Genomic DNA, 14,482 nt, shown 5'->3' with positions numbered 1-14,482 from the left:
CTACACCTTCTTATCAAATATACTGTTCCCCTGACTTATCTCATTATCCTTCTTGTTATATATAGAAGAAGTCTGAAAAGAAGAAAGAAGATTTACATTAAAATCTATCCATTCAATAGAATCTAAAGTCAGCTTTCTGTTGAATTCATTTTTTTCTTTTATTTCCTTAACATTATCAATCATTTCGCTTTTTAATTTTTCCAATTTTTCGGCACCTTCCGGAACCGATTTTATTATGTCGGAAATGGGAGTATCTTTTTTTAATCCCCAATTGTCCAATAGATTCTCCCTTTCTATTTCCAAAGATGCCGTTAAATTAATAATCCTTTCTTCTTTTTCGACAATCAATTCAAGCTCCTTTATATTTCCTTCAATAAGTGCGTCTGTCTTTTTAAAGGTAATATTCTTAAGCTCTTCCAAAGCTTCCGATTCCTTCAAAAGAAGTTCGGTTAATTCTTCACTAAAGGTCATACGCTCACCACCGAGTTATATTCTTTTTTCAAAATTAGCTTCTTGAAACATTTTCTCTACTATTTTTTCCCCGTCAAGTTTATACACTCCTGTCTTTATTTCATCCTGAATTTTTTTTACTTTATCCATTCTGATCTCGGGAACATCTTTCAGCTTTTTCAATGCAATGCCGTAATCCATTGCTTTATCCGAAAGTTTAAGTTCATCTTTCTTTGATATTCCCCTGATGTCATTACTTCTCTTAATTTCAATGTTTTCATATACCTCCAAAGTCTTGTTTATTCCATTTATTTTCATAAAAACACCCCTTTCCCTTCTTGATATTATTATCGGAAAAATAAAGATTCTACTTTAGATCTTTTTTCCCTTTTCTCTCTATTACTCTCATTCTCTCTCTTGCCGAATCCTTAGGAAGATCTTCCAGACTTCTTTCTTGTCCTATTGCTCTTTTAAGTTCTCTCTCCAATTGTGCGGTACATTTTTCGCAAAATCTTCCTTTTCTAATAGGTTTTCCGCATCTTTCACAGAGTAAAAGAAAATTATTTTCATCTTTTAATTCCAATCTGCCTTCCCTTAAAAATTTTATTATTTTTTTTGTACTTACTTCAGTTTCCTCAGATATTTCATTAATATCCGCACTGGGATTTTCATCTAAATACGCTCTGACTTTTTCAAAATCTTTCTCATCTATCATTCTGCAGTCATGACATAGATCAAATCCGTCATAGGCATAAACTTTTCCACACCTTCTGCAATTTCTCAAATTCATGTTTTTCACTCCTTTAAAATTTCATCCCCGATGTCAATGCCAGCCCATATACTTTTTCTGCGCCACAATCTTTTAATACTTTTGCGCTTTCCTCAAAAGTAATTCCTGTAGTTATTATATCGTCCAAAATAAGTATTCTTTTACCTCCAAATTCTTCCTTTTTTCTAACCTGAAATGCACCTTCTATGTTCGTTCTTCTCTGTTCTTTGTTTAATTTATTTTGAGATTTAGTTTCCTTTACCCTCAATAAATTTTTTCTTGAATTATATATATTCATCCTTTGGGATATGTAACCTGCCAAAAGTTCCGACTGGTCAAAACCTCTCATTGCTTTCTTCCTTCTGTGAATGGGCACATTAGTAATTATGTCTATATCTTCCGGAGAGAATCTTTCTAAAAATGTATTTATTAGTATTTCTCCAAAAGGTTTATAAAGATACCCTCTTCCGTGATATTTATATAAAAATATATGTTCTCGTATGAAATTGCTGTAGAAAAGAGAATATGCAATTCTGTCAACGTAGGAAAATTCAAAGGGAATATCTTTGTTTAAATATTCTATTCTGCTCTTACATTGATGACAAATATAATGAGAAATCTCATCAGAATATTCCCCGCAGAAAAAACATATTCCTTTCTCCGGAAAGAGCATGTCCTCAAATTCTTTCCATATTTCCATAAAATCCTCCTAAATAATTGTCATCATATTTCTGATTCTGCTGTCAAGTCCCGAATATCTTTTATCAATACGGTTATTGTTAATCATCATATAAAGATATTTCTCTTCTCCTACCAGTACTACTAATTTTTTGGCCCTCGTTATTGCGGTATAAAGAAGGTTTCTCGTAAGAAGCATGGGAGGGCCCCAGCAGATAGGTATTATCACTACTGGAAATTCACTTCCCTGACTTTTATGTACTGTTATTGCATAAGCAAGTTTAAGCTCATCAATCTCGTTAAAATCGTATTCAACCTTTCGTTCATCATCAAATAATACCTTAAGTTTTTTTTCTTCCTCATCAATGTCATCTATAATTCCCAAATCTCCATTGAAAATTCCTTCTCCTTCTTCTCCCTGAGCCGTTTTCCATTCTATGCGGTAGTTGTTCTTTATTTGCATTACCTTATCCCCTACTCTGAATATTTCCTCTCCTACTTGTTTCTCCTGTTTTCCCTTTCCCTTTGGGTTAAGAATATTCTGAAGCTTTTGATTCAGAGAATTAATTCCCACTTCTCCTTTTTTCATAGGTGACAGAACCTGAATATCTTTAACTTTATCATATCCGTCAAAATCAGGAATCCTGTAACTGCATAGATCCAATATGATATCCGATATCTCCCTGGGAGTTTTCTTATGAATAAAAAAGAAATCCTTATCCTTTACGTTTAAAACCGGATTTTCTCCTCTGTTGATTTTGTGAGCATTAACTATAATCATGCTTTCTTCAGCCTGCCTGAATATTTCGTTAAGCTGAACAACTTTTACTATGCCGCTGTTAATTATATCTTTCAGCACATTTCCCGGCCCCACCGAAGGAAGCTGATCCACATCTCCCAAAAGAATAAGCCTTGTTCCGGGAGCAATTGCCTTCATAAGACTATTCATAAGAAGAATATCAACCATTGAGGCCTCATCTATTATTATCAAATCCCCCTCAATAGGATCTTCCTCATTCTTGCTGAAAGCCATATCCTCTTCCAAAAAAGAATATTCCAAAAGCCTGTGAATTGTTTTGGCATCTTTTCCTGTAGCGTTGCTCATCCTCTTTGCGGCTCTTCCTGTGGGAGCAGCTAATATAACTTTCATATTTTTTTCTTCAAAAATTTTGATAATGGCATTTATAGTAGTAGTCTTGCCTGTACCCGGCCCCCCTGTAATAACAAGCAATCCGTTCTCTGCCGATTCTTTTATTGCCTCTTTTTGTTTTAAAGCAAAATGTATTCCCTCATCTTTCTCTATTCTTTCAATATCTTCCTCTATTTTTAAATTTAACTGAGGTAATTTCACCCTCGAAAGTTCCAATATCTTTTTGCTTACATTAGACTCCGCCTTATAGAAAGGAGTATAATAGACAAGAGTTTCCATCTCTGAACTTTCCAAATGCAGATCTCCCTTTAATGCCAGCTCTCTTAATCCCTCTTCTACCTCATTTATTTCAATATCGAGCATAGCCGATACTTCCAAAACAAGCTCATTCTCCGGCACATAAGAATGTCCCTTCCCTGCAAATTCCATAATCTTATATTTAATTCCCGCCATTATTCTATAAGGAGAATTTTTTTCAACTCCCATATTCTGAGCAATCTTGTCCGCCGTCTTAAATCCTATCCCAAATATATCCTCAGATAACCTGTAAGGATTTTCAGAAATAATTTTTATTGTATCTTTCCCCCATTTTTTATATATTCTGATACCGTAAGATATCGTAATTCCGTATTGCTGAAGAAAGACCATTATATCTCTCATGTCCTTTTGCTCTTCAAAGGCTTCAACTATTTTTTTCAGCTTTTTATCGCCTATCCCTTCTATCTCCTTCAATCTTTCAGGATTGTACTGGATTATATCCAAAGAATCCAAGCCAAATTTTTCAATTATCTTTTTGGCGGTTTTAACTCCCATATTGGGAATAAGACCGGAGGAAAGATATTTTTCTATTCCGTTTAATGTAGAAGGAACCACCGTCGATATATTCGATATCTTCAGTTGTTCCCCGTAAATAGAATGAAATGTCCATTCTCCTTCAACCTTTATTGTTTCCCCCATATTTATAACAGGCATATATCCGACAATAGTAATTAAATCATTATCCGTTTCCAACGATAATACGGTATAACCATTTTTTTCATTCCTATATATTATCTCAGCTACTGTCCCTACTACTGCAACCAATTTCATTCCCCCGTGCAAATCTTATTTATATGTATTATAACATAATAATATCACAAAAAAGGCTTCCTATGAATACTATTTTGGAAGCCATGTCTATAAACATTTTTATATATATGATACAATTAAGGATATTTTGCCTTCTAAAATATAGCTTGTTACGCCTTTAGGAAGCATGAAATGATCTCCTTTTTTAATTTTGTATATTTTTTCATTAACTGTTAAATTTCCTTCCCCATCTATTATACTGAACAGCATAAACGGATGATCCTGCTTTAATCTTACTTTTCCTTTTATGTCAAATTTATATACGGTAAAATAATCACATTTAACTAACTTAGTTTCAATAATATTTTTGAACTTATTCACGACAGGTTTAAATTGTTTATCCACATAAGGCACTTCTATAGCTGCTTTAGATTTTTCAATATGAAGCTCTCTAAGATTTCCTTTGGAATCTCTCCTGTCATAATCATACAGCCTATATGTTATATCCGAATTCTGCTGTATTTCTAATACCAGTGTTCCTCCCTTCAAGGCATGTACCGTTCCGCTCGGCACAAAAACAAAATCTCCTTTTTTTATGGGAATAGTCCTTAATAATTCGTTCCATCTGCTATTATCTATCATTTCTTCAAGCTCTGTTCTGCTTTGTGCATTTACTCCCAATATCAGCTGTGAATTCTCTTTACAGTCTATTATATACCAGCACTCGGTTTTCCCTGATTCCCCGTTTTCATTTTTAAATGCATATTCGTCATCGGGATGAACCTGAACGGAAAGATCCTCTTTAGCATCAATAATCTTTACTAATAAAGGAAACTTATCTCCTTTAATATTACCGAATAACTCCCTATTGTTTTTCCAAAGGTCTCCAAGAGTTTTTCCTTTATATTCTTCGTTTTTTACAATACTTTGTCCATTATGATGAGCAGCAAAAGCCCAGCATTCCCCGGTTTTATCGGAAGGCAAATTATATCCGAAATTTCTAAGGCTGTCCCCGCCCCATATTTTTTCTTTAAAAACAGGTTCAAAAAATATTGCGCCTATATCAATCATCCCCTTGTTTTGTCTAATTATAATTCTATAAGTTTAAAAAAATTGTTGATATTGTCTTCTTCAATCAACTTTTTTAAATCTTCTTTGTTATTGCTTAAATCGTTTAAATGTTTAAAAAATCCACCCATTGTATTATCCTTTGAATAGTCTTCTTTTTTTACAGATAAAAGGAATACAATCTGTACCTGTTCTTTTCCCCATATAATAGGTTCTTTCAATGTAAGAATACTTATGGTTGAAGATATTATATGCTTAGAATCTCCGTGAGGTATTGCCAAAAAATTTCCGATCTCCGTAGAGTCTATAGATTCTCTTTTCAGCACAGAGCTATGAAATTCAGCGTCTATCCTGTTTGATTCCCTTAATTTATCGGTAATAAATTTTATAACTTCAAATTTATTTTTAAAGCTTTTCCTTAAAAATATAAATTTCTCGTATATATACTTATGGGATTTTCTATCTTTTTTTAATTCCTTATGCAGCAAGTTATTATTTACCGATTCTTTAATTTTTGATTCTTCTTTTTTATCTATAATAGAGTTAATCTTTATATAATTAAAATAAGAATCATCAATATCCACTGTAGAAAAAATAAAGTCCACATGATTACTTTGTAAAAACTTAGGGATTTCCTTAACGGAAATACTTCCTATAAATTCAACCCATGGAAATATCTTTTCCAATTTTATTTTCAGATAATTTGAAATGCCAACTCCCATATGGCATAGGATAACTGCCGAGTATTTCTTCTCCAAATTTTTTTTACTTCTTTCAATTGAAGCCTGAAAATGAATTGTTATATATCCTACCTCTTCCCTTGGAATCTGTATATTATAATCGACATTAAATTTATCCACTACATCTAAAACTTCATAATACAAATATGGATTCATTCTTTTTATCTCATCTAATATCGGATTTTCCAATGATAAGCCATAGTTAATTCTGTTAATGGAACCATATAAATGTAATCTTAAAGCCTGCTTTAATATCTCATCGGTTTTGAAAGATGCCTCTCCGATTCCTTCCAAACCGTCTAATAACCTATTTATTAATAAGTCTACAATATTCGATTCTGATTTGACAATGAAATTGCTTATATCTATATTGCTGTCTTCGTTATATTTCATTCCCAATAAATGTATTGTCAGATAAATTATTTCATCTTCTGAAAAGGTTATGGAAAATATATTTCCCAAATTCTTAGTTAATTTTACAGCCCATGAATATTGAATCTTAGATTTTACCAAATCTTTTTCATCTTTAAAAAAACTTATGGGTTGATTTAATTTTATTCTCTTTATCATAAAAAGAATGTGTATGACTAAAGCATTATTTGACTCGTCGGTAAAGGATATTCTGATATTTCTTTGCAGATCCATTATTTCATTTTTAACAATATCTATTTCATGAGGTAGAAAAATATCTCTCAAAGTTGACTTTGATTTGCTAAATTGATTTAAATCTTTAATAGTATTAAATAATGCTTTTCTTTTATCCTTTTCTAATCCCTTTATAAAATTTCCGATTCTTTGTTTGGAAATTATTTTTAAATTATATTTCTCAAGTTGTCTACCTATTTTCTTTAAATCTTCCGTAATTATTTTTTTATTAACATAATATTTTTTTGAAAATTCTTCTAATGTTACAGCTTTTGTCGACATTAACAATGTATATGATAATTCGGCTCTCCGCTCATCATCAGATATGGTGTCTTCTTTCATATAATTATTGCCTAAAATATCTTTAAGGGTTACCTTAGAATGAGGTTTAATTCTTAGGCAAATTCCTTTGCCTTTTTTTCTTTCAAGTTTTAAACCGCAAGAAAACTTGTTAAGATATTCTTCTACTCTATCAAGAGAATTTCTAACGGTTTTGTCACAACAATTTTCTTCTTTGGCCATTTCCTTTATTAATACAAAGTTATTCTTTCTTTCATATAGAATTCTTATCAAGTTCTCTTCTCTCTTATTCATGGACTCACCTTTTACTATTATTTATTATTGTTTTCAGGAGAGTAAATGATGCTTTTTGCTTCACAGGTACCAATTTCTATTTTACCCTGGTCTAATTTTGAAATTATTTTTTCGTCTAAGGTAGATTCGTAAAAATTTTCTGTTTTACCTATAATTACTGCCTTCTTACTCCTAAGTCTATCAGGATTATAAAACCTTACAACCAAATTCTCTTTCTGTTCCGCTTTTTTTACCGTTGATAATATAACATCTCCTCTTATCTCCAATGCAGAATAATCTAACGGCAAATTTTTATCTTTCGGATTTGTAATGACAAAGTAAGTTGTATTATTCTTAAACTGTGATCCCTGGTAGCAAATGATAGGAGTAAGTATTTCCTTCGCATTCTTAGCAAGTTCATAATCACAATATTTATCATAACATGATATAAAATATTTCGCATTAATTTTCTTATTTATAAGCCTGGAATCGAAAGTTTGGGCTTTCATGCCCGATGCTCTGCCAGGTCTGTCATTAAGATTTTCCTTCCCAAGGTATGGAATAGATCTTAGTACAGTCATGGCAATCTTATTAAATTTCTCACCTACAATTTGGTACTCTCTTACCCCATCTGTAACAACCTGAACCGTTAAATTCTCATCCGTTATACTGACAAAGCTCTGCATTGGCTCAATTGTCCTGGGTTTTTCGTCCCATTTCTCTTCCTTCCAGGATTCAGCTTCTTTAAGATAAGTTTTTCTCTTTATAGTGCCAAATTGTTCATCGGCATAAGAGTATTTCGCACATATATCAGTATTTGCAATAATTCTAAGTCTATGCTCCACTGCCCTATTGAGTACTGTAACATCTATTCCGATATTGGAATTATTTTTAATTAATGAAAGTTCTAAAGTAATATTGTTATTTACGGTATTTTTTCCTTGAACTCTTTCTTTTAAATTATAGGGTAAAGGCATATCAACAGTTATATAAAGGGTGCTTTTAAGAGTATTGATTATTTTATCAACATTTATTACATTAATATCTCTTAAATAAACATTGTGAGTCGGTTCGGAATAGTCGTAACTGTCTCCTTCATCCCCGTCATCTTCAAAATAAATTGCATCTTTATAATTAATATGCCTCTTCTTGTCATATATATTTATAATTCCCTTATCGTCTATTGATATAAGGAAGTATTCATTTTCTATAGAATTGTTACTTTCAATTGGTGGTATATGAGATTTCACTTTCTTACGGATATAAAGGGTTTTATAACTAAAGGGCTGTAATTCTTCAATATCAATTAATATCTTAGCATCAAATATATTTTCAATCTCTTTATGCCAAGAAGTATCAGAGTCGTTATCCACTCCGATCTCCTTAACAGAACTCTTAAGCAAAGAACCCGTTACATTTTTAATATCAATAATTTGTGGTTCATATATATTGCCTTCTTCATCATAAATTTCCACTTCATCAAAAGGTAAGAAAAGCTCCGTCTCTATAATTCCGCCTCTTTTATAAGGCAGGAGATTATATACTTGAAATTGGAAGTTATCTTTTACCGGAATCCTTGTACTTATTTCCCTCATCTTTAATTCCGTTAATGAAGACAAAAGATTTTTTGCTTCAATAAACCTATATTCAACATATTTGTTGGTTTCATCAGAATTACACATGCCAATGCTGTCGTGGGCAGAATTTAGAAGCATTAGCTTCCAAATTTTTTCAAAGACCTTTTCTTCATACTTAAAACCAAGGGTATAAGCTAATGACGATACCGGCTCAGCTATATTTTGAATATAATTTTCTATTCTGTTATTCATTATCTTTAAATCTGCACGAGTTGAAAAAATGCTTTTATGAGTTCTCGAATATTGTCCAAAAGTAAATTCTCCTTGATATCTTTCAAAATCCACGCCGGATTTTTTAATTTCCATTAATCCTTCTTCTAAGGACATTATCTCAAAATCCATATTCGGTAATATTTTTCGGGCTGTTTGAAGAATTTGAGGTAAATCCTTTCTGATTGGTTTTTGATCTTCCCCATTAAACAACAATATTAATCCTGTCCTATACTTTTCTTTTAATTTGTCTACAATATCAATTATATACTTTTTAAGTTCACCCGGATTTTCCGGAGGATATCCAAAACTTCCGTAAGCGTATATATTGTGAACAAATACTTCATCACCATTTGGCGAAACCCAATAAAATTCCCTATTCTTAACTAATCTGTCGGATATACCTCTTCTAAAGGCTGCATAATCAAAACCAAATCCCTTATATATCTGTGGCATCTGCTCATTCATTCCGAACGAATCGGGAAGATACCCGACTTTCATATATTTCCCAAGCTTTTCGGCATAATGTATACCATAAAGCAAATTCCTTATTAAGGATTCGCCTGATACTACTAATGTGTCAGGTTGAGTATACCAAGGTCCGATAATCATTCTATTATCTTTGACAAGTTTTTTAATTCTCGCCTCCATGTCAGGTCTTGCGGAAACATAATCTTCTATTATTGAAGTTTGTCCGTCAAAGATAAAACACTTAAATTCTTTATTCTGTTCTAAATATCCGATAATTTCATCAAAATCGTGGAGAGAATAGATGAATGATTTTGATGACGTAAAATACCATTCTCTATCCCAATGGGTATGAGGAATTACACCTATTTTTAATTTTTCCATTTTTCCTCCTTATCCTTATAACTTCTGTTTTATTAGAAAACTTCTAATTTACCTTTCTTAATCAGGTTATTTCTATGCAGTACGTTTATTACGGCAATCAAAATAGATCCTACAGCCAATCCTATTATATACGGAACTATTCCGTCTATAAGCGGCCAAGCCCATATTGCGGATTCGGGAAACCATTGAACAGCTCCCAATGCAATTGCCGTAACCGAACCTATTACAGAACAAATCACATATAAAGGAATTACAAAGCCGGGTCTCTCTAAAGCAAAAGGAATTGCTCCCTCTGAAATTCCCATGAAGGCTAAAAATATAGATGTCTTTCCTGCCTGATAAAATTGTTTGTCGTATACCCTTCTGCCGACTAATTTTTTATCAATTAAAGTACTCAATCCCAATCCTATAGATGGAGTGACTATTGCTATAACCCTTGCAGTAATAGGAAGAGTTTTTTCTATCGTAAATGCGGCAGCAACAAATCCTGCCGCCTTATTAACAGGCCCTCCCAAATCAAAAGCCGTTGCAGCAGAAAGGATTACCGCATATATCATCTCTCCCGATTTCCCTGCAGATTGAAGCACATTCTTAATAAGACTATTCATAGCGCCGCCAACAGGGGTTACTATATATACCATAAATATCAACGTAAACAATACCGTTAATAGAGGAACTAAAAAAGTAGTTTTAAATGCCAGCCAATTATGTGATACCTTTATTTTTTTGTTCAGCCATTTTACAAAATATCCGACAGCAAAAGCTATAATAACGCCCCCAAGAAACCCTGAAGCAACGGGAGCTGCCGATTCCCATTTCCCGTTTACAATGCTTAGCTTAGCAACCGGATTATTTGCTATATATCCGCCGATAAATCCCGCAAGAAGAGCGGTCTTCCCGCCTATTGAATTAGCAGTAAATGCTGCAAACATAGGAACTGCAAATCCAAATAACGTAAAGCCAAAAGTAGACATTACATTGGCTAATTTCAATAATATTTCGCTAAATCCGGTATATTGTCCTGAATTTAATGCATCTATAATGGATAACGAAGGGTCTACCCTTAATATGACATAAGGTATAATTTGTGAAAATGCTCCGACAAGTCCTCCCATAATCAATATAGGTATCATATAAGATATACCGGTCATTATATGTCTGCTTATTTCTGTCCAAGCAGATTGCTTACCATCATTTAAATCATTTGCCTTTCCAACAATTTTATCCTCAGACACTCCGATAGTTCTTTTTTTAATCGTCATTTCAATTCCCTTCTTTCCTTTTAAAAATTACTTAAATCCTTTATCTTCTTCGATTTCTTCTAAAATTCCCTTTGGATTTTTAATTAATTCCTGAAGTTCCACTTCGTATACTTCATATCCTTCAAATCTGTCCATACCTTCAGGAGTTATTCCCACAGAATGAATTATAATATCTGCTTTTTTAATATCATCTGCCGTAAGCTTGTTTTGAATTCCATCTGCTCCTTGAGTTTCAATCTTTACATCATACCCTTTTTCCTTTGCCGCTTTCTCTAATGCTTCGGCAGCCATAAAAGTATGGGCAAGTCCCATAGGACAAGCACATAAGCCTATAATTTTCTTTGCCATAATATTCTCTCCTTTCAATTTTAAGAATTTAAAGCACTCATAATTAATTCATATATTAAATTAATATCATCAGACTCGTTTAAAGTAGTCTTAAATTTATCATCCACAAGTTTCCTGGATATTTTAGACAACATGGTTAAATGGATATTGTCCTTATTTTCTTTAGGAGTCAAAAAGGATATAATCAGTTTAATATTCTTTCCGCCCCAGTCAATGATGTTCTTCGACTTTATGATGAATATCGCCGGAAGGTTAATTGATTCCGACTTAGTGTGTGGTATTGCTATTGTTTCATCAATGGCGGTATTAAATGCCCTTTCTCTGCTCCATAAATCTTTTTTTGTTTGATCTTTGTCATTGGATATGCTTAGTTCAACAGCCTTACCGGCAATAAAATCAATACTGTTTTCTTTGTCTTTTAAACCAATATCTAAAAATATATAATCCTTCTTAAAAATATCCAATTATATCCTCCTTTAATTGTCTCGTTGATAAGTATCACATTTTAGCTATATTTATAATCTATTTATAATTATAGTATTATGAAATCGTTTTATTTATATTAATCTTACCGTTATATCGGTAAAATTTAATTATTTAACTTCATATAAAAAATGAGACATAAGATCAGTTTAAAACTAACTCATGTCTTCTAAATTTTAAAAATTTTTCAATGGTATTAAAGTTTAAATCCGTCTTTTCTCAATTCTTCTACTTTATCAGTTCTTTCCCAAGGAAGATCCAAATCCGGCCTTCCAAAATGACCGTAGCTTGCAACTTGTCTATATATAGGTCTTCTTAAATTCAAATCTCTGATGATTGCAGCAGGCCTCAAATCAAAATGTTTGTTAACTAAGCTCTCAATTTCATTATCAGTCAATTTTCCTGTTCCAAAGGTCTCCACATAAATTGACAGAGGTCTTGCCACTCCTATGGCATAAGCAAGTCCTACTTCACATTTTTCCGCAATTCCTGCGGCTACTATGTTTTTTGCCACATATCTCGCGGCATAGGCTGCAGAACGATCTACTTTTGTAGGATCCTTACCCGAAAAGGCCCCTCCTCCATGTCTGCAATAGCCTCCGTAAGTATCGACTATTATCTTTCTTCCCGTAAGTCCCGAATCCCCCATTGGACCTCCGATAACAAACCTTCCAGTAGGATTTACATAGTATTTGGTATTCTCATCTATCATATTTAAGGGTATTATCTTACTTATAACATTTTCTATTATATCCTTTCTGATAGTTGGTAAATCAATATCTGAACAATGCTGAGCGGACACTACAACATTTTCAACTCTTACGGGCTTTCCGTCTTCATATTCAATAGTTACCTGAGTCTTCCCGTCTGGCCTCAAATAGGGAAGCGTATGATTTTTTCTGACTTCCGCCAATCTCTTTGATAACTTGTGAGCCAAAGATATAGGCAGAGGCATTAGTTCCGGCGTTTCATTGCAGGCAAATCCAAACATCATTCCCTGATCACCGGCACCGATACTGTCTAATTCATCTTCACTCAATTCTCTCTGCTCCAATGCTTTATTTACACCAATAGCTATGTCGGGGGACTGCTCATTAATTGAAGTAATTACCGCACATGTATCCGCATCAAAACCATATTTTGCTCTGGTATATCCTATTTCCTTAACAGTCTTTCTTACAACCTTAGGTATATCTACATAACATTTTGTGGATATTTCACCAACCACCAGTATAAGTCCTGTAGTAACACTTGTTTCACAAGCAACTCTTGCCTCCGGATCCTTTTCTAATATAGCATCCAATATGGCATCCGATATCTGATCGCAGATTTTATCAGGATGTCCCTCTGTTACGGATTCCGAAGTAAACAACCATCTTTTCATACAAATGCCTCCTTGATTTTCTGTTTTTTTAAATAAAAAAACCTCTTCCGAAGAAAAGGCAACAAATGCACCTCATCTTTCAGAACAACATTTCTGTGGGATTTAGCACCATTGAAGTAAGTACACATTTCAGGTTGCCGGGTTTCATAGGGCCCATTCCCTCCACCACTCTTGATAAGGTTCAAGATTTTTATTCAATTATTTCCAATATAAGAACTTGACTAAATTATAACACTGCTAAAATGATTCGTCAATAAAAAATATCAATGCTCAATTACCAGCCGCAATACTTTCCAATAGCCTTATTAAAATGTTCAATATGAACTTTTTCATCCAAAATAATTCTCGCCAAAATCGCCTGAACATAAGGGTCATTAATCTCTTTGATATGTCTCTCATAGTTTCGAATTGCTTCGTATTCAGACATAAGATCCGCATGAAGCCGGCCACATAAGTTACATCCATAATATACATATCCCGCATTCCAACAACAGCAATTTGTATTTTGGCTCCCTCTGTATATAGGATTGCCTCCCAACAGTAAAATGGTTTCTGCTAACATCTCCATATGATGCATTTCCGTGATAGATATACGTTCCCACATATTAGCGACTTCTTCCGCTTCTTTGTTGGAAATAAAATAATGATATAAGTACTGATTTATTGCTGTAAATTCACTAACCCCTCCTGCATAGTCATCCATCAGAATCTCCGCATAGAGTTTATTTTCTCCCAGAACTTTAATTTCCGGATATGGAGACGGGTCCGCATATCCTCCATGTATTATCTCATTACCACCCATTTGTTTCATACAATTTTCCCCCTTATATATTTAATTGATTTAATATAGAATATGATTAGAAAGAATTTCTGTTCATATAATTGAACATCATAATATAATTTCTTACTTCCCTTTCAAATCAATAGATACAGTGAGAAAAATGCTGATTTCTCAAGGATACTTAATCTATAAATGAATAAATCTCCCATTTAACTTATTTTGTCACGTTGCACGAAATCGTAAGATACATTATACTATAATAGTTACGGGGTGTAGCGCAGCTTGGTAGCGCACGTGGTTTGGGACCATGGGGCCGGGGGTTCGAATCCCTCCACCCCGACTGATGGCGAACAAGGAGATATAATTCTTTTTGTTCGTTATTTT

13 protein-coding genes, 1 tRNA gene and 1 riboswitch are annotated in these 14,482 nt (G+C 33.2%); of the genes, 1 reads left to right on the top strand and 13 read right to left on the bottom strand.

Annotated features, from left to right (window positions below; genetic code table 11):
• From EQM13_RS03385 to EQM13_RS03325, 13 genes are all read right to left on the bottom strand, one after another.
• Positions 1–471: a flagellar protein FlgN gene (locus EQM13_RS03385; RefSeq protein WP_128751949.1), complete on the bottom strand. Its 471-nt coding sequence runs from the start codon at positions 469–471 to the stop codon at positions 1–3.
• 15 nt (positions 472–486) lie between these two features.
• The gene (locus tag EQM13_RS03380; protein ID WP_128751948.1) at positions 487–768 is read right to left on the bottom strand and encodes a flagellar biosynthesis anti-sigma factor FlgM; all 282 of its coding nucleotides are present in this window, start codon (positions 766–768) and stop codon (positions 487–489) included.
• Positions 769–817: 49 nt separating this feature from the next.
• Complete coding sequence (locus tag EQM13_RS03375; RefSeq protein ID WP_128751947.1) at positions 818–1,240, bottom strand: TIGR03826 family flagellar region protein; 423 nt, start codon at positions 1,238–1,240, stop codon at positions 818–820.
• A 13-nt stretch (positions 1,241–1,253) separates the two neighbouring features.
• Entirely contained in the window at positions 1,254–1,919 is a 666-nt protein-coding gene (locus tag EQM13_RS03370) for a ComF family protein (RefSeq protein ID WP_071140403.1), read from the bottom strand.
• A gap of 9 nt (positions 1,920–1,928) precedes the next feature.
• On the bottom strand, positions 1,929–4,130 hold the full coding sequence (gene recD2, locus EQM13_RS03365; RefSeq protein WP_114218241.1) for an SF1B family DNA helicase RecD2: 2,202 nt from the start codon (positions 4,128–4,130) through the stop codon (positions 1,929–1,931).
• A gap of 105 nt (positions 4,131–4,235) precedes the next feature.
• Positions 4,236–5,186 (bottom strand): mannose-6-phosphate isomerase, class I, encoded by a 951-nt coding sequence (manA, locus tag EQM13_RS03360; RefSeq protein ID WP_114218242.1) that lies wholly within the window; start codon positions 5,184–5,186, stop codon positions 4,236–4,238.
• A gap of 17 nt (positions 5,187–5,203) precedes the next feature.
• Entirely contained in the window at positions 5,204–7,162 is a 1,959-nt protein-coding gene (locus tag EQM13_RS03355) for a BglG family transcription antiterminator (protein ID WP_128751946.1), read from the bottom strand.
• Positions 7,163–7,179: 17 nt separating this feature from the next.
• Complete coding sequence (locus tag EQM13_RS03350) at positions 7,180–9,840, bottom strand: glycoside hydrolase family 38 N-terminal domain-containing protein (protein WP_128751945.1); 2,661 nt, start codon at positions 9,838–9,840, stop codon at positions 7,180–7,182.
• Between the two features lie 32 nt (positions 9,841–9,872).
• The gene (locus tag EQM13_RS03345; protein ID WP_071140398.1) at positions 9,873–11,102 is read right to left on the bottom strand and encodes a PTS fructose transporter subunit IIC; all 1,230 of its coding nucleotides are present in this window, start codon (positions 11,100–11,102) and stop codon (positions 9,873–9,875) included.
• A gap of 27 nt (positions 11,103–11,129) precedes the next feature.
• On the bottom strand, positions 11,130–11,450 hold the full coding sequence (locus EQM13_RS03340; protein ID WP_071140397.1) for a PTS fructose transporter subunit IIB: 321 nt from the start codon (positions 11,448–11,450) through the stop codon (positions 11,130–11,132).
• A gap of 20 nt (positions 11,451–11,470) precedes the next feature.
• Positions 11,471–11,914, bottom strand: a complete 444-nt coding sequence (locus EQM13_RS03335) for a PTS sugar transporter subunit IIA (RefSeq protein ID WP_071140396.1) — start codon at positions 11,912–11,914, stop codon at positions 11,471–11,473.
• A 215-nt stretch (positions 11,915–12,129) separates the two neighbouring features.
• Positions 12,130–13,317 (bottom strand): methionine adenosyltransferase, encoded by a 1,188-nt coding sequence (gene metK, locus EQM13_RS03330; protein ID WP_071140395.1) that lies wholly within the window; start codon positions 13,315–13,317, stop codon positions 12,130–12,132.
• 69 nt (positions 13,318–13,386) lie between these two features.
• Positions 13,387–13,498: riboswitch (SAM riboswitch) on the bottom strand.
• Positions 13,499–13,591: 93 nt separating this feature from the next.
• Positions 13,592–14,128, bottom strand: a complete 537-nt coding sequence (locus tag EQM13_RS03325) for a ferritin-like domain-containing protein (protein WP_071140394.1) — start codon at positions 14,126–14,128, stop codon at positions 13,592–13,594.
• A gap of 236 nt (positions 14,129–14,364) precedes the next feature.
• On the opposite strand from EQM13_RS03325, the gene EQM13_RS03320 reads away from it, so the two are divergent.
• Positions 14,365–14,438, top strand: a tRNA-Pro gene (locus EQM13_RS03320).
• The last annotated feature ends 44 nt before the right edge of the window (positions 14,439–14,482 follow it).

Source organism: Acidilutibacter cellobiosedens (assembly GCF_004103715.1).
GTDB classification, from domain to species: Bacteria; Bacillota; Clostridia; order Tissierellales; family Acidilutibacteraceae; genus Acidilutibacter; species Acidilutibacter cellobiosedens.
This window is presented reverse-complemented; position numbering and strand designations above follow the sequence as displayed.